This is a genomic window from Paenibacillus dokdonensis (genome assembly GCF_004916975.1).
Taxonomy (GTDB): Bacteria; Bacillota; Bacilli; order Paenibacillales; family Paenibacillaceae; genus Paenibacillus_AQ; species Paenibacillus_AQ dokdonensis.
Genome location: NZ_STGQ01000001.1, coordinates 3383802 through 3398426 on the forward strand (window position 1 = coordinate 3383802; position 14625 = coordinate 3398426).

The window sequence follows — 14625 nt, forward strand, 5'->3', positions numbered from 1 at the left end:
ACATAAAATGATGCCGATTAATGATCCCGATTCATCAGATAGTCAGCGATTTCCAGCAAACGGAAAGGATTGGAAAAGCCCGCTTCGAGAACCGCTGCCTTAGCTTCTTGCGTGAGGCGCAGTACTTCGTCCCGTGAGGCTTCAAGCCCAATAAAATAGGGATATGTTACCTTTTCCTGTTTAATGTCGCTTTGTGTTTTTTTACCCAGCTTCGACTCATCACCGACGATATCCAGAATATCGTCCTGAATTTGAAAGGCCAGGCCAAGCTTGCGTCCAAACATCCGCAGTGCTTCCAGCTTCGCTGCATCAGCTCCGGCAATTCTGCCGCCGGCTAGCAGTGAAAACATAATCAGATCACTCGTTTTGTGAAGGTGAATATATTCCAGCTGCGATAGTTCCGTCAGACCCTGTTCACCTTCCATATCCGCTGCCTGACCACCCACCATGCCTCTTGGACCCGATAACTCTGACAGGTCCATAGTGATCTCTACCACCCGTTCAGCCGGAATGCCATAAGCCCCGGACATTTGCGCAACAAGGTAGAAGGCATGCGTGAGCAGTGCATCACCCGCCAGAATGGCCGTGGCTTCGCCAAAAACCTTGTGATTCGTAAGCTTACCACGGCGATAATCATCATTATCCATCGCGGGCAGATCGTCATGGATCAAGGAATAGGTATGCACCATTTCAACGGCACATGCGGCGTCAAGCGCAGCATTCATATTTCCTTCCAGGGCCTCACATGCGGCCATCACAAGTAGCGGGCGCATCCGTTTGCCGCCAGCCATCAACGAATACTGCATGGCTTCACGAAGTGTGGATGGTATCTGCCAGCTGCCGGGAAGGCCCTCCTCCAGTCTTGTGGTCACCTGGTCAATGATGTTTTGATGATATTGTCCGAAGGAGACCTGTTCACTCAAGTACGTCACCGCCATTTACATCGAGCTCACTGCCGAAAGGCTTTTTGCGAAGTTCACCGTCTTCTTCCACGATCATTTCGATTTTACGCTCCACCTGCTCCAGCTTTTGACTGCAGAGCTGTGAAAGTTTCATTCCTTCCTGAAAAAGCTCGATTGCTTTCTCCAGAGGCACATCGCCATGTTCAAGTTCCCCAACGATGTCTTCAAGCTGAATCATTGCGTCCTCAAACTTCAGCTCATTTTCCTTGTCCGTCATTTTGCCCATCCTCCTTCATTCCCCACACCTGGCAAGAAAGCTGACCGTCGCTCATTTTAATTTGCACCAGATCACCAGGCTGTACGTCATTTATTGATTTAATGAGTTTCTTTTCCTGCTCATCGTAAACCAAGCTATAACCACGTGCCATAACCTTAAGCGGGCTCAAAGCATCAAGCTGTCTCAACGAAGAACGCAGCTGTGATTGTTTATTCTTCAAGACAGACTGCATGAGGGATAACAGCTGTTTACGGCTGACCTCATTTCGCTTTTTGGCATAAGCGAGCTGCTCACGTGGATTGTACCGCATCAAACCGTGATAGATCCTGCTTTGTTTCTCCCGGCTAAGACTCAGCTTCGTACGCATGCTACCGCTAAGCCGCTGCTTCAACATATCTAACCGCTCAGCATGCTGGAGCATGTATCTCCGTGGATGCACAAGCACCGGAGAACGCTGAAGCGAAGTAAGCTGCTGCCGACTCCGTTTGACGCGCTGCAGAAGCAGTTGTTTAAGCAGCCTTTGACGCTGCTGCAGTCTTTCATTCAGCTCCGCCGCATGCGGGACAGCTAGCTCAGCCGCCGCGGTAGGCGTCGCAGCCCGTAGATCCGCTGCAAAATCAGCGATGGTGAAATCCGTTTCATGCCCTACTGCAGATATCACCGGAATATGTGATGAACGAATCGCTCGGGCGACCGGTTCTTCATTAAATGCCCATAATTCTTCCAGCGAGCCTCCTCCGCGTCCGATAATCAACACATCCGCTTCATCCATATCGTTCATGTTACGGATGGCTCGGACGATGGAGGGAGCAGCACCTTTGCCCTGTACCAGAACCGGGTACAGCACAATTTTCGCCTGTGGGTAACGTCGTCCGAGCGTTATCATGATATCTCTCACGGCCGCCCCGGTTGGCGAAGTAATGACTCCAATCGTTTCAGGAAACTCGGGAATCGGTCTTTTTCGCTCAATGTCGAAGAGCCCTTCATCCTCCAGCTTCTTTTTCAGCTGTTCAAACGCCAGATAGAGGCTGCCGATACCATCCGGCTGCATATGAGTCGCGTAGAATTGGTACTGTCCATCGCGCTCATAGACCGTCACATTACCTCTCGCGATGACTTTGGCGCCTTCTTTCGGCACGAATGGAAGCCGTTGATTGTGGGAGGCAAACATGATCGAGCGAATCCGGCTGCCCTCATCCTTGAGCGTAAAGTACATATGCCCGCTGGAATGATGGGTGAAATTCGATATTTCGCCACGAATCCAAACATCAGATAAAAGAGCATCTGAATCCAGCTTCATCCGAATGTATCGGTTTAAGTCCTTAATAGAAAAAATACGTTGTGGTTCCATCTCAGAACCCCTCTCTTACACAAGCCCGTGATGACGTTTTGCCGCAATCAGTGTATTTTGCATCAGCATGGTGATGGTCATCGGACCAACGCCACCCGGAACTGGCGTAATGGGACCGGACACTTCCTTGACGCTTTCAAAATCCACATCTCCGGCAAGCTTGCCATTTTCAAGGCGATTCATGCCCACATCAATGACAACCGCACCCGGTTTTACATAGCTGGCGTCAATAAAATTAGCTCTTCCGATCGCTACGACGAGCACATCTGCCTGGCGAGCGATCTCAGCCATGTTTGCTGTACGCGAATGGCACATGGTTACTGTCGCATTTTCACGTTGAAGCAGCAGAGATACCGGCTTGCCGACGATATTGCTTCGTCCAATGACCACCGCATGCTTGCCTGATAAAGAAATGCCTGCACGCTTGATTAGCTCAATGACACCCGCAGGAGTGCAAGGAAGAAGACTGTCATCACCAATCACCAAATTCCCCACATTGACGGGATGAAAACCATCCACATCTTTGTCTACTGCGATGGCATTAATAACTGCTTTTTCTTCAATATGTCCGGGAAGGGGCAGCTGCACTAAAATCCCGTCGATGCTGTCCTGGCAATTCAGCTTGTCCACAAGCGCAAGCAGATCAGCTTGCTTTGTTTCCGCAGGCAGACGGTGAACCTCGGAGTAGTATCCCAGATCATGACATGCTTTTTCCTTGTTCCGGACATACACCTGGGATGCTGGATCTTCTCCCACAAGAACGACAGCCAGACCAGGCACAACGCCTTTGGCTGCCAATTCCTTCACTTCAATTGCAATATTGCCACGAATTTCCTCGGATACCTGTTTACCGCTGATAATGGTTGCTGTCATTCTACTCTCTCCCCTGTATATGAATTGATCGATAGCGATTGAAAAGTAAAACGGCCAAGCGGACGAAGCCTATGAAGGATTGCTTTTCAGCTTGTCCAGCTCGCGGAACATGTTCCCCAGAACACCGTTAACAAACTTGCCTGATTCATCCGTTCCAAAATGCTTGGAAAGCTCAATCGCCTCATTTACAGCGACCTTGGCCGGAACGTCCGAAGAATACAGCAACTCAAACGCAGCGAGACGCAAAATCTGGCGATCGACTCTCGACAAACGGCTGATCTGCCAACCTTTCAAGTAATTTTCGAGTAGGCCGTCAATGGCTTGCTTGTGACTCCAGACACCGTTTACCAGCTCCAGCACGTATGCCTTCAGCTCGATTTCATTCTTGATGACACGTTCCGTATCATTTTCCTCTGCAGCCTCATCCAGCAGCATATTAACCGCTTCTTCACTGCCCACCTCATTCATTTCCATTTGATAAAGGCTTTGCACGACGATTTCCCTTGCTAAACGTCTTTTCATTATGTTCCTCCTGAACCAGTCATAAGTGTAATTCTTATTATTATGGATTGCTGTATAAGGTTTTTTGCATCATTCTCAAATCAATGGCTTTTTCGCAAAAAAAAGCCGTGATACGATTCACCAGAAAGTGGGCATTATGAAGCTGCAGCTCTGTTTTCCGGAGAAAGCATATCACGGGTTCATTTAAAAGGACGCCAGCGCTCGGAAAGCCACTGCCCCATTTCACTCCAGCGAAAAAAAGACCCTAACCGCAAGTCCTTCCTTTTGCCGGCAGTATATCCTATGAACACAACCAATGCAAAGAACAACATATCCCAAAAACCTGCAAACAAATAAATAAACCCTAAAAAAATTCCGCCGGCAACGCCGATTATCCGCCCTCTGTGACTCTCCCATATTTCTTTCCAGAGCATTGGGAAGATCACCTCTATTCCACTCTACTCTTAATCGCTGCCGACTGGGCTATATTGGCTATATATACGGCCACATTCGACACCGGAATACCCGTTGTTTCCTGAAGATAATCATGGACCTGCTTTTGGATGTCGGTCGTCATGGAAGGAATGGATACATCTCCTTCGACAATAGCGCGAATCATAATTTCAAGTCCAGCCTCCGTCACGCGAATCCGTGCCTTCAAATCCTTGGCTCCACGAATTCTGGCAGCAGCTTTCAAGCAAAGATTTTCAATCGTTTCCACTGAAATCTGGATGTCCCCATATTCCGTACGCTGATCGATCGAATGAATATGAACCCGTTCGCGGCGAATGGAAATATAGAAAAACCGAATGCTGAGCAAGAACAAAACAGCGCCGACCACGATAACCGTAATCTGAAGTGTTGCTCCGTCCATATAGTCACCCAGTGCCGGAACCAAATCACTCATGCGGAGGATGGCAAATACACTAATTACTCCGATACTTAGGCTGTACACAAACAGCAGAAGTCTATCCAGTATTTTGGCCACGAATAGCACAGCCTCCTTAAATTAGAGTAAACCCTCGACACAAGTCGGGGGTTATAGATAGACTGAACTAAAGTTTATTGTCTGAACTTCAGCTCATTCTATATCAATCACTCTTTATTTCACTCGTTGACTGAAATCTATGTCATCCACTCTCTCGGCATTTTTGAAATGAACATCATGAATTTGCACGTTCACTTCAATAACAGTCAGGCCGGTCATCATTTCGATGGAGCGTTTGACGTTGCGCTGGATTTCAGTAGCTACCTCAGGCAGCCGCTGTCCATATTCAATAATGACGGAAACGTCTACCGCAGCCTCACGCTGACCGACTTCCACCTTTACACCTTTGGACAAGTTCTTGCGTCCGAGCAGTTCGGCAATACCGCCTGCAAAGCCGCCACTCATACCTGCAACACCTTTAACTTCAACGGTTGCGAGACCTGCAATAACCTCAATCACTTCAGGTGCAATCTGTATTTCACCGATATCCGTACGTTCAGACTCACTCGGTACTGTGCTCATTCTGATTCAACACACCTTTCAGGTTGGATGGATAACCGATACACCCGTTAGGACGCTCTTATTCACTCATAATATAACATTAACAGTGAATCATGACAAACATCCTTTTAGATGCCTATATCTCGTTTTCCTCTAGGAATTTAATATCGAAATCACCTTTGTTGAAGGTTGGATGCTCCAAAAGCTTCAGATGGAAAGGAATGGTCGTGTGAATGCCTTCAACGGCAAATTCAGACAATGCCCGTTTCATCTTGGCGATAGCCTCTTCACGTGTAGGAGCCCAAACGATCAATTTGGCAATCATGGAATCGTAGAACGGAGGAATCGAATATCCTTGATAGGCGGCGCTGTCTACACGCACACCAGGTCCTCCCGGTGGAAGATAGAACTGGATTTTGCCCGGAGCCGGCATAAAGTTGCGGGCAGGATCCTCTGCATTGATCCGGCATTCAATGGAACTACCGTTAATTACGATATCCTCTTGAGCGAACGAAAGCGGATTGCCTTCTCCAACAGAGATCATTTCCTTAATCAGATCCATACCGGTTACCATTTCAGTGACCGGATGCTCAACCTGAATACGGGTATTCATCTCCATAAAATAGAATTGTCCGTCTGGTCCGAGCAGAAACTCAAGTGTTCCCGCACCCGAATAGTTAACAGCTTTAGCAGCACGTACAGCTGCTTCACCCATCTTCTCCCGCACTTCTTGGGAAATAACCGGACATGGTGACTCTTCCACAAGCTTTTGTCTGCGGCGCTGGACTGAGCAGTCTCGTTCACCCAAACTGACAGCATTACCGAAATTGTCGGCCATGATCTGGATTTCCACATGCTTCATGCCGGTCAGGAATTTCTCAAGATATACACCTGCATTGCCGAATGCCTTTTGCGCTTCCTGCTGTGCTGCTGTAATCTGCTTGACCAGTGCCGGCTCATCCTCCGCGATACGGATGCCTTTACCTCCGCCTCCCGCAGTCGCCTTAATAATCAAAGGATAACCGATATCCCGGCCAATCATAATAGCCTCATCCAAATTCTCTACCAGACCGTCTGAACCAGGAATAACCGGCACGCCCGCTGATTTCATCGTCTGCTTCGCTACGGCTTTATCGCCCATCTTGTTAATTGCATCCGCAGATGGACCGATAAATGTAATATTGCAGGACTCACAAATTTCCGCGAAGTCGGCATTTTCGGCCAGGAATCCGTATCCGGGATGGATAGCATCACACTCGGTAAGCGTTGCCACACTCATAATGTTCGTGATGTTCAAATAGCTTTCCTTGGATGACGTTGGACCAATACAGTAAGCTTCATCCGCCAAACGGACATGGAGCGCATCCTTGTCCGCTTCGGAATAAACAGCAACCGTGGAAATGCCAAGCTCCCGGCAGGCCCGGATGATGCGGACGGCAATTTCACCGCGGTTGGCTATCAGGATTTTATGAAATTTCATGCAAGTAACCTCCCTTTAAACATACGGTGCTTATTCCGACTTCACCAGAAACAGAGGCTGCCCGTATTCAACCAGTTGTCCGTTTTCCACGAGAATCTCCACGATTTCACCCTTGACTTCAGCTTCAAGCTCATTCATAAGCTTCATAGCTTCAATGATGCATACTGTGGATTTTTCATTCACTTTGTCGCCGACGCTAACAAACGAACCCGCCTCAGGGGATGGAGATCTGTAGAACGTACCCACCATCGGAGATACAATCTTATGTAATGAAGAGTCGGCTGCACTTTTCTTACCGGCTGCGGACTGCTGACCGGCATCGGTAGCTGCAGACGGATTCAAAAATTGAGGCATCGCTTGCTGCGGAACCTGAAGATATTGCTGGGGCACAACCGGCTGGCTGGTAACCACTTCGGTTTTGTTTGCCTTGCGGATCGTCAGGTGTGTTCCTTCCAATTCGATATCCAATTCATGTACCGAGGTCTGATCGACCAATTGTATTAACTCTTTGATTTCGCTTAACTTCAACATTCACAATTCACTCCTTAAAGGAAGCGCCTAGCTTCCGGACATACATACATAACGATATGTATTATATCACAAACGAAAGAAATGGAAAGAGTCCAAGATAATCCCGGACTCTTTCGACTTTTTTCCACTTTTTTCGCGGCTCTTAAGGAGCCATATACTTCACGCTGACTTTATCCTGGGATACATTCATCTCTTTCATGACCAGCTCGACGATGCTGACCGCTTGCTTCACATCCGGTTTGTCGCTGAGAACAAGCACTTGATACTTATCATTTTCTTCCTTCACGAAAGCGTTGGCGAAGGAATATTTTTGCTCAAGTTCCTCTTCGATTCCTTGAATTTTGTTTTCTTTGGTTTCCAGTGTGGTGAGCTCTTCACTTGCCTTAGCGGATTCAGCCGGATCTTTGGTCATATTGTTCATCGTTGCCATTAGATCATTATGTTTTTTCAGATTATCCTGTGAACGTTGGAAGAGGAATGATTCGATCTCGCTGCCCCCGGAACTTTTTTGTGTTTGAGCAGCTACTTCCTTCAGCACATCAGCATCGCTTTTTTCGGTTTTCGCTGTCGTTTTATCATCTGCTGCTGCCGTCTTGCCAGTGGAAGCCGTTTTATCAGTAGCAGCTTTATCTGCCGACGCCTGGTCCTTGTCGTCTGTTTTCGCTGTGGCAGCCGTTTTGTCGGTATTGTCCTTGGTTGTGTCCTTGGTTGTGTCCTTCGCCGTATCTTTATCAGCATCTTTGGTGCCCGTTTCCGTGCTTGAGGCCGCCGTTTTTCCGGTTGTGTCATTGACTTTACCGTCAGTAATCACTTCTGTAACCTCGACTCCATTTTCTGTCGTTGTTTTACTAGAAGACGCAGCTTCCTTATCCGATGTTTTCACCGCAGTCCCGACCTGCTGGCTATCAGCGACCGGTGTCTTGGATGAACCCGAGTCCTCCGTAAACAGGTAGTAAGCGGACAGTACAACCATCAAGCTCAGCATCGATACCAACCAAATCGTTTGTCTTTTACTGTTCATTCCTTAAATCCTCCTCAATTTTGAACTCATTATTTGAAATCTGCTTACCCCTGCTTACGCGGAACAACGGATATGCGGTATCCCGGCACGTTCAATCCTTTTTCCACCGCATCGACAATCAGCTGCTTTACAACTTCGTTCTCTGCTCCTTTGGCGACAATCAGCACACCCCGGATTTGCGGCTTCACTCTTTTCGTAATCATGGGGGTTTGGGTTCCTGACTGCTCGTACGTAACAACTTCCCCGTCACGCGTATACTGCGTTGTGTGGCGCTTGCCGCCATTGGCATCATTTTCATCCGACTGCTGCTGTGAATCCTTGATATTTCGCTGGTATATGATTTCGTCTGTGGAATCGACCGTAACCATGATGTCCACCGTGCCTACACCAACGATTTTTTCCAGAATATCCTTCATCTTGTCTTCTGCCGCTTCCTCTATACTGCTGAAAGCGCTCGTCTCGCTGTCGTTACTTTGAAAGGTTTCCTTGGATGTTGTCGCTGATGGCGGTTCCCTGCCAATGTTCTCGTTATCAAGTTTTTTCACATTGACAAAGGAGTTGAACAGAATAATCGCGACTCCGATCAATCCCACGATGATCAACCAGCGAAAGGTGTTAATCCGCTTTCCGCCCCCCCGCCCGCCGCCACCGATCCACTGCTCCAGCTTCTTGAACCATTTCCCCACTTTGTGTTCACCTCGATTTTTTAGAGCTTCCGGTTTCCGGAAGGGCCGCTTTGAACGACGACGGTTTCCGGTTCGATTCCCCATGTGTTACCCAGCATTTTTTTGATGTCTTCGGCATGTTCGCTTACGCTGCTATCTTGATTCCCGGTACCCGCTGCTTTTGAAGATGTCGTTCCGCCGGAGTTGTCCGAATCCCCCTGAATCGGATCTATATTAACTTCAACCTGTACGGGTGTAACAGGTTCAACGCGGATATCTGTGGATGAATCCTGTCCGTCTGCCGTTTTCTTTGGATTAGCTGCCTCTGGCTGCATGACAACCGTCACTCCTTTTATATAAGGGTTCAGCGCATTTTCTCCATCCGCAGCACGTCCCTCCTGCAGCGCCAGCACAACCTTCACTTCTGCCGGACTTTGACCATTTTGTTTCCGGATTTGTTCTTTCATCTGAGCTGCAATTTCCTGTGCGGCCCATTCCAGCGACTGCTCCTGCTGTTGACTTTTCAGCTGTTTCGCCTGATCCATAATTTGCTGTAGGCTACCCTTGTTTCCGCCTATTGCGGATTGCTGATTCCATTTGTTAAAAGCTCCCGCGAGTTTGACATCAGCTGCTTGCGTGAGCACTTTGATCAAGGGACTTAGCAGCGTGAGCAATATCAGAAGGCTCAGCACCAGCTTGACGTATCGCTCCATGGACCGGCTCGGCAGGATGAGATCCACGAAGGAGGCCAGCAGCACCACCATGATAACTTCCTTCAGCCAACCACTCAGCCAGGTCAATCTCACGCCTCCTTCCTTACCTCATCATGACGGTCACATTACCCGCTGTGAGCATGATCGTGATGGCCAGAAAGAACATCAGACCAACCGCTGCCAAAGCTGCGAAAACGTACAGCATGCTTTTGCCGATCGTTTCGAGACATGTAGTAATCGGTGAATCCCCCAAGGGCTGCATAATGGCAGCAGATATGTTGTAGATCAGGGCAAGGACTAATATTTTGATGGCTGGGAAAGCACACAGGAAGAGAATAATGATAACCCCGACAAGGCCGATGGAGTTTTTGATAAGCAGTGAAGCCGAGATTACGGTATCCGTGGCATCGGCAAACATTTTTCCCACAACCGGTATGAAGCTTCCTGACACATATTTTGCCGCCCTGATGGTAACCCCGTCTGTAATTGAACTCGTGATTCCTTGGACTGATATGACTCCCAAAAAGATCGTAAGCAGGACTCCGAGAAATCCAACGCTGATATTTCGGAGTAAATTGGCCATCTGTGTCAACTTGTACTTATCGGAAATGGAACTGACCAGGTGAAGTACTGCCGAAAAGAAAAGCAGCGGAAAGATCAGCGTGTGGATCAGGGTTCCGACGGTGTTGATCATAAAGATAATGAGTGGATGTGTTACCGAGACCGTAACCACGTTACCCATGGATGCGAGAAGCGCGAACAGGAGCGGCACCATCGCCATCATAAAATCAATCATCCGGTCGATTGCTTCCTTGGCATATCCGATGGCAACGTTGAAGCTGTTAATGGCCAGTACGATGATCACCATATAGCAAAGCGAGTAAGCCACTTTACTGACCGTCTTTCTTTCGAAAGCCGATTGCAGCGTCTCCAGAATCATGCTCATGATGCTCAGCATCACGATGGTGACGAGCAGCTTCCCGTTGTATAGCACTTCATGCCACATAAAGGAACCTAGAGCCGAGAAGACATTTTTGACATTGAAGCTGTCGCCTCCCGGCAGCAATATATCCATAAAGGAAGGCACTTTCTGATCCGGAAAAAACCCTCCATAATCTTTCATCAGGTTCTCCCAGTAGGATTCCACTTGATCCTTCGGCAGGGCTTCCGCCTGCTGCTTGACCCACTGGTCTGCTGGAGAAGCGGCGAATACCCGCGTTGTACCCACCAGCAAAAACAGAATCAGAAACATGATCAAATGCCGTTTGTCCAGCCGTCGTTGTCCCAGCATGGATATTCCCACTTTCTTCTACGAAGGCAGCAATTTCATCACGGTTTCTATAATGATGCCGATAATCGGTACCGCGAGCACCATGATCAAAATTTTGCCGGCCAATTCGATTTTTGAGGCTATGTTCTCCTGCCCGGCATCCCGTACCACCTGTGCGCCAAATTCAGCAATGTAGGCAATGCCAATGATCTTGAGAATCGTCTTCAGATAGATCATCTCGACACCGGAGGACTTGGCCATCCGCTCCAGCTCGGAAATGACAGTACTGATCTTGCCCATAAGGAACATGAAGATCAGTACACCCGTTGCGGCGGCCAGCAGAAACGCGAACATCGGCTTCTGCTCTTTAACGACCATAATCAATATTGTGGCAATGAGCCCAAGACCTACCACCTGTATAATTTCCATATGCAACCCCTACTGGAACAGAAAAATGGTTTTGATCTCCTGCAGCAGGTTATCGAGCAGCCGGACGACCATGAACAGCACCACGACAAAGCCGATGACCGTCACCCAATGAGCCATATCCTCTTTTCCCATTTGCTTGAGCACCGTGTGAATCATCGCAATGATGATGCCGATTCCCGCAATCTGGAAAATTGCGTTCACTTCAAAGTTCATTCCTTGGCACCTCGCTAAAAGATCAAAATGACGATCAATGCTCCAATCAATAGCCCGAGACTTCTGCTGATTTTTTCGTATTTTGCCTGCTCATCTCTTGCCACAGCTTCCTCATGCTTTAGCTGCTGGGCGGCCAAGGCGATGTGCTTGATTTGATCCTGCCTGTCACTTGTCCCAAGCGTGAAGCTGAGCTGATGGAGAATGTCGCGCTCCGGCGTTTTCATCGCGGTCCGCTTCCAGTTCTCATGCAGGGAACGCTGGATGCTTTCCTGTGCTGTGATTCCTCCTGAGGCCATATGAATGGCTGAACTCCGGAAAATGCTCCGCAGCGGCTCTCCCAGCTGCTCTGACATCTTGCGGAATGCATCCGGGAGAGGAGTAAACCCGTAAGATATTTCAGTTTCAAGTCTCTGCATCGCAAGTATCAACTCCCGAATCTGCTTGGGTCTGGCCGCAAAACGGGCTGCCTGGTGAAACCCTGCAAGTGTGCCGGAGAGTAAGATGAGCACAGCCCCGATCAGCTTAAGCATGACGAGCTTCCCCTTTCATTCGCACCTGAAGCACCCGCATTTGCCGGTCCATCAGACGGAATGTCGTTTTGCCATTGCTGCGATGCAACAGGACATACATTTCAAACATTTGGTTTTCCATAAGTCCATGCATGGCCGGTCGGTTAAGGATCTCTTCGGGTCCACTGCCGTGGGCTGATGCAATAACAGAAATACCTGCATGGAGTGCTTCGGTGACAGCCTCTGCATCCTCTTCCCTTCCGATCTCATCTACGATCAGAACATCCGGTGACATGGAACGGATCATCATCATCATGCCTTCAGCTTTGGGACATGCATCCATAACATCAGTCCGTGGTCCAACATCAAAGCTTGGCACACCATGCAGGCTTCCGGCAATTTCAGAACGCTCGTCAATGATGCCAACCTTCATTCCCAAATTTTTGGCTGGTGAGGAGCCTAAGCTTCCGCTGCTGATCTGCCTGGCAAGATCTCTAAGTAGTGTTGTTTTGCCGTGCTGCGGTGGGGAGAGAATAAGCGTATGCTTCATTCTTTTTTCCTTGTCATCGTATAGATAAGGAAGGATTTCATTGGCTGCTCCTTGAACTTCTCTGGCGATCCGAATATTGAATCCGCTGATGTCCCTGATATGCTCCACTCTTCCACCAGACAAAACAGTTCTCCCGGACAATCCAATACGGTGTCCACCGGGAACAGTGATGAACCCTTTGCGCAGCTCTTCTTCCAAGGTATATAAGGAATGATTGCTGATCAGGTCCAGAAATCTGCGGCTGTCATCCCGCTCGGGCCTATACGCTTTCTCCTCTTCCATGGTGAGCATCCCTTGTCCGGTTACGAAGTGGTGTCCGCCTGATTCATTTACTTCCAGCGGTCTTTCTTCGCGGATGCGTATTTCCTCCAGCCTCTCAAGAAGATCACGAGGCAGCTGAAGCAGAATGGACTTGATCCGATCCGGAAACAGCTCAAGCCAGTTTAGATTCGTAATACGACCACCCCCGAGCTATCTTCTCCTAATGTCTGAAACATGTTGTTGATAATCTAGTAGATGTTTTTTTATACCTCATGTTTATGCTTGTACTTCAAATTTATGACGACCGAATCTATCATTTTCTCAAAATTCCGACTAAGAGACAGGATACTCCGACGAAGATCCATGCGATCTTTCCCCAGGATAGCTTGTCAGCCAGACCAATGAGTCCAATGGATGTCGTTAAGATAAGCACAGTAGGTCCTACGAAAGCCAGCAAAGAGTTCACAGCAAGCGCCTTATCGACCTGAGCGAGCCTCAACATATACAGGGCTGCAGCAATTTCAATGCCGCCCGAGAGCACTCGCAGTGTAGCCATACTGATTACGAACTTGTCCATAGAAGAAAACCTCCTTACACAAAAATATGCATCTTCTATATGGATATGCTCCAATCTCTCTTTTTAGATATCTTTTACAAGAAACAGCCTGGAACATTTCCTCGCGGACTGCATATAGTAGCAGTAAAATAACAAATCTCTGTGGGCTTAAACCGCTGATAGAGATCAGCACATAAAAGTGGCTTAAGGAGGATTTATTCCATGCGGGTGGACGTGATTGCCAATGTGGACGATATTAGAACAGAGGATTTTATACAAAAAAGCGCCGTTGTGATTGATGTATTGCGTGCTACGAGTACAATGATCACGGCGCTTGCCAAGGGTGCATGCGGCCTGCTTCCCGTTGAAACCGTCCCTCAAGCCCAAAGTAAACGCAGCGAACATACCTTTGTCGGCGGAGAACGCTATTATAAGAAGATTCCGGGTTTTCAGGCGGGCAACTCTCCTCACGACTATATGTCGGAGGAAATTGCTGGCAAGCTGGTGGTTTTGACCACGTCCAACGGAACTCGCGGGCTTCTGAAATCGCAGCGGGCTTCGCGGCTGCTTGCCGCTTCATTTATGAACGGCACAGCCTGCGCATCCGCGCTGACAGCTTTTGAAAGAGATGTTATCCTGCTCTGTGCAGGCTGCAAAAACGAATTCTCTCTGGAAGACGGATTATGTGCGGGGATGATTATTGACGCAATGGAATCCCAATTAGGTCATCCATTGCGTTTGAACGATCTGGGAGTGGCCATGAAGCTTGCCTACCAGCAATGCCGTCATATGCTGTATGAGACGGTTATGGAGGGGGCTTCCGCCAAACAGCTTATCAAGCTTGGATTCGCACATGATGTGGAATACTGTACGGGTGTTGACACCGTGCCAGTGGTGCCTATCGTCAAAAATGATCTCATTTTGACACCGCTCTACTAGTTTTCCTCACTTTTAATGCTGGGAGTTTGCATGAAGTGCAGACAAACACAAAAAGGCCCGAAGCTTCCACTTCAGGCCTTTTTGTGTTTCATATT

At 48.4% G+C, this 14625-nt stretch carries 20 protein-coding genes; 1 reads left to right on the top strand and 19 read right to left on the bottom strand.

Annotated elements, in window-relative coordinates:
* Positions 1–17: 17 nt before the first annotated feature.
* The 19 genes from E6W40_RS15605 to E6W40_RS15695 all read right to left on the bottom strand — a co-directional run bounded on the left by E6W40_RS15605 (position 18) and on the right by E6W40_RS15695 (position 13612).
* Entirely contained in the window at positions 18–938 is a 921-nt protein-coding gene (locus E6W40_RS15605; protein ID WP_136606297.1) for a polyprenyl synthetase family protein, read from the bottom strand.
* Positions 916–1179 carry an exodeoxyribonuclease VII small subunit gene (gene xseB, locus E6W40_RS15610; RefSeq protein ID WP_136606298.1) on the bottom strand — a complete coding sequence of 88 codons (264 nt, stop codon included), beginning with the start codon at positions 1177–1179 and terminating at the stop codon, positions 916–918. The genes E6W40_RS15605 and xseB overlap by 23 nt, the downstream gene beginning before the upstream one ends.
* Entirely contained in the window at positions 1160–2530 is a 1371-nt protein-coding gene (gene xseA / locus E6W40_RS15615; protein ID WP_136606299.1) for an exodeoxyribonuclease VII large subunit, read from the bottom strand. Before xseA ends, xseB begins: the two co-directional genes overlap by 20 nt.
* 15 nt (positions 2531–2545) lie before the next feature.
* On the bottom strand, positions 2546–3403 hold the full coding sequence (folD, locus tag E6W40_RS15620) for a bifunctional methylenetetrahydrofolate dehydrogenase/methenyltetrahydrofolate cyclohydrolase FolD (RefSeq protein WP_136606300.1): 858 nt from the start codon (positions 3401–3403) through the stop codon (positions 2546–2548).
* Positions 3404–3472: 69 nt separating this feature from the next.
* Positions 3473–3925, bottom strand: a complete 453-nt coding sequence (gene nusB / locus E6W40_RS15625) for a transcription antitermination factor NusB (RefSeq protein ID WP_136606301.1) — start codon at positions 3923–3925, stop codon at positions 3473–3475.
* 179 nt (positions 3926–4104) lie between these two features.
* The gene (locus E6W40_RS15630) at positions 4105–4338 is read right to left on the bottom strand and encodes a DUF2273 domain-containing protein (protein WP_136606302.1); all 234 of its coding nucleotides are present in this window, start codon (positions 4336–4338) and stop codon (positions 4105–4107) included.
* A gap of 14 nt (positions 4339–4352) precedes the next feature.
* On the bottom strand, positions 4353–4892 hold the full coding sequence (gene amaP / locus E6W40_RS15635; protein ID WP_136606303.1) for an alkaline shock response membrane anchor protein AmaP: 540 nt from the start codon (positions 4890–4892) through the stop codon (positions 4353–4355).
* Between the two features lie 114 nt (positions 4893–5006).
* The gene (locus E6W40_RS15640; protein WP_136606304.1) at positions 5007–5414 is read right to left on the bottom strand and encodes an Asp23/Gls24 family envelope stress response protein; all 408 of its coding nucleotides are present in this window, start codon (positions 5412–5414) and stop codon (positions 5007–5009) included.
* Between the two features lie 115 nt (positions 5415–5529).
* Complete coding sequence (gene accC, locus E6W40_RS15645; RefSeq protein ID WP_136606305.1) at positions 5530–6873, bottom strand: acetyl-CoA carboxylase biotin carboxylase subunit; 1344 nt, start codon at positions 6871–6873, stop codon at positions 5530–5532.
* A gap of 30 nt (positions 6874–6903) precedes the next feature.
* Positions 6904–7404 carry an acetyl-CoA carboxylase biotin carboxyl carrier protein gene (gene accB, locus E6W40_RS15650; RefSeq protein WP_136606306.1) on the bottom strand — a complete coding sequence of 167 codons (501 nt, stop codon included), beginning with the start codon at positions 7402–7404 and terminating at the stop codon, positions 6904–6906.
* 142 nt (positions 7405–7546) lie between these two features.
* A complete protein-coding gene (locus tag E6W40_RS15655; RefSeq protein ID WP_136606307.1) occupies positions 7547–8425 on the bottom strand; it encodes a SpoIIIAH-like family protein in 879 nt (292 codons plus the stop codon).
* Between the two features lie 44 nt (positions 8426–8469).
* Positions 8470–9111: a stage III sporulation protein AG gene (gene spoIIIAG, locus E6W40_RS15660; RefSeq protein WP_136606308.1), complete on the bottom strand. Its 642-nt coding sequence runs from the start codon at positions 9109–9111 to the stop codon at positions 8470–8472.
* A 20-nt stretch (positions 9112–9131) separates the two neighbouring features.
* The gene (spoIIIAF, locus tag E6W40_RS15665) at positions 9132–9890 is read right to left on the bottom strand and encodes a stage III sporulation protein AF (RefSeq protein WP_136606309.1); all 759 of its coding nucleotides are present in this window, start codon (positions 9888–9890) and stop codon (positions 9132–9134) included.
* Between the two features lie 16 nt (positions 9891–9906).
* A complete protein-coding gene (gene spoIIIAE / locus E6W40_RS15670; protein WP_136606310.1) occupies positions 9907–11094 on the bottom strand; it encodes a stage III sporulation protein AE in 1188 nt (395 codons plus the stop codon).
* An 18-nt stretch (positions 11095–11112) separates the two neighbouring features.
* Positions 11113–11502: a stage III sporulation protein AD gene (spoIIIAD, locus tag E6W40_RS15675; protein ID WP_136606311.1), complete on the bottom strand. Its 390-nt coding sequence runs from the start codon at positions 11500–11502 to the stop codon at positions 11113–11115.
* Between the two features lie 9 nt (positions 11503–11511).
* Positions 11512–11715, bottom strand: a complete 204-nt coding sequence (spoIIIAC, locus tag E6W40_RS15680) for a stage III sporulation protein AC (RefSeq protein WP_076170008.1) — start codon at positions 11713–11715, stop codon at positions 11512–11514.
* Between the two features lie 14 nt (positions 11716–11729).
* Entirely contained in the window at positions 11730–12245 is a 516-nt protein-coding gene (gene spoIIIAB, locus E6W40_RS15685; protein WP_136606312.1) for a stage III sporulation protein SpoIIIAB, read from the bottom strand.
* Complete coding sequence (spoIIIAA, locus tag E6W40_RS15690) at positions 12238–13230, bottom strand: stage III sporulation protein AA (protein ID WP_136606313.1); 993 nt, start codon at positions 13228–13230, stop codon at positions 12238–12240. The genes spoIIIAB and spoIIIAA overlap by 8 nt, the downstream gene beginning before the upstream one ends.
* Before the next feature lie 118 nt (positions 13231–13348).
* Entirely contained in the window at positions 13349–13612 is a 264-nt protein-coding gene (locus E6W40_RS15695; RefSeq protein WP_136606314.1) for a YqhV family protein, read from the bottom strand.
* Between the two features lie 201 nt (positions 13613–13813).
* On the opposite strand from E6W40_RS15695, the gene E6W40_RS15700 reads away from it, so the two are divergent.
* Positions 13814–14530, top strand: coding sequence for a 2-phosphosulfolactate phosphatase (locus E6W40_RS15700; RefSeq protein WP_136606315.1), 717 nt, complete (start codon positions 13814–13816; stop codon positions 14528–14530).
* The last annotated feature ends 95 nt before the right edge of the window (positions 14531–14625 follow it).

Excerpts from the sequence above, each read along its gene's own strand:
- spoIIIAC (WP_076170008.1), bottom strand. The coding sequence starts at position 11,715 with ATGAACTTTGAAGTGAACGCAATTTTCCAGATTGCGGGAATCGGCATC.
- folD (WP_136606300.1), bottom strand. The coding sequence starts at position 3,403 with ATGACAGCAACCATTATCAGCGGTAAACAGGTATCCGAGGAAATTCGT.
- E6W40_RS15630 (WP_136606302.1), bottom strand. The coding sequence starts at position 4,338 with ATGCTCTGGAAAGAAATATGGGAGAGTCACAGAGGGCGGATAATCGGC.
- nusB (WP_136606301.1), bottom strand. The coding sequence starts at position 3,925 with ATGAAAAGACGTTTAGCAAGGGAAATCGTCGTGCAAAGCCTTTATCAA.
- E6W40_RS15695 (WP_136606314.1), bottom strand. The coding sequence starts at position 13,612 with ATGGACAAGTTCGTAATCAGTATGGCTACACTGCGAGTGCTCTCGGGC.
- spoIIIAD (WP_136606311.1), bottom strand. The coding sequence starts at position 11,502 with ATGGAAATTATACAGGTGGTAGGTCTTGGGCTCATTGCCACAATATTG.
- accB (WP_136606306.1), bottom strand. The coding sequence starts at position 7,404 with ATGTTGAAGTTAAGCGAAATCAAAGAGTTAATACAATTGGTCGATCAG.
- E6W40_RS15655 (WP_136606307.1), bottom strand. The coding sequence starts at position 8,425 with ATGAACAGTAAAAGACAAACGATTTGGTTGGTATCGATGCTGAGCTTG.
- E6W40_RS15640 (WP_136606304.1), bottom strand. The coding sequence starts at position 5,414 with ATGAGCACAGTACCGAGTGAGTCTGAACGTACGGATATCGGTGAAATA.
- spoIIIAB (WP_136606312.1), bottom strand. The coding sequence starts at position 12,245 with ATGCTTAAGCTGATCGGGGCTGTGCTCATCTTACTCTCCGGCACACTT.
- E6W40_RS15605 (WP_136606297.1), bottom strand. The coding sequence starts at position 938 with ATGGCGGTGACGTACTTGAGTGAACAGGTCTCCTTCGGACAATATCAT.
- accC (WP_136606305.1), bottom strand. The coding sequence starts at position 6,873 with ATGAAATTTCATAAAATCCTGATAGCCAACCGCGGTGAAATTGCCGTC.
- xseB (WP_136606298.1), bottom strand. The coding sequence starts at position 1,179 with ATGACGGACAAGGAAAATGAGCTGAAGTTTGAGGACGCAATGATTCAG.
- spoIIIAE (WP_136606310.1), bottom strand. The coding sequence starts at position 11,094 with ATGCTGGGACAACGACGGCTGGACAAACGGCATTTGATCATGTTTCTG.
- E6W40_RS15700 (WP_136606315.1), top strand. The coding sequence starts at position 13,814 with ATGCGGGTGGACGTGATTGCCAATGTGGACGATATTAGAACAGAGGAT.
- xseA (WP_136606299.1), bottom strand. The coding sequence starts at position 2,530 with ATGGAACCACAACGTATTTTTTCTATTAAGGACTTAAACCGATACATT.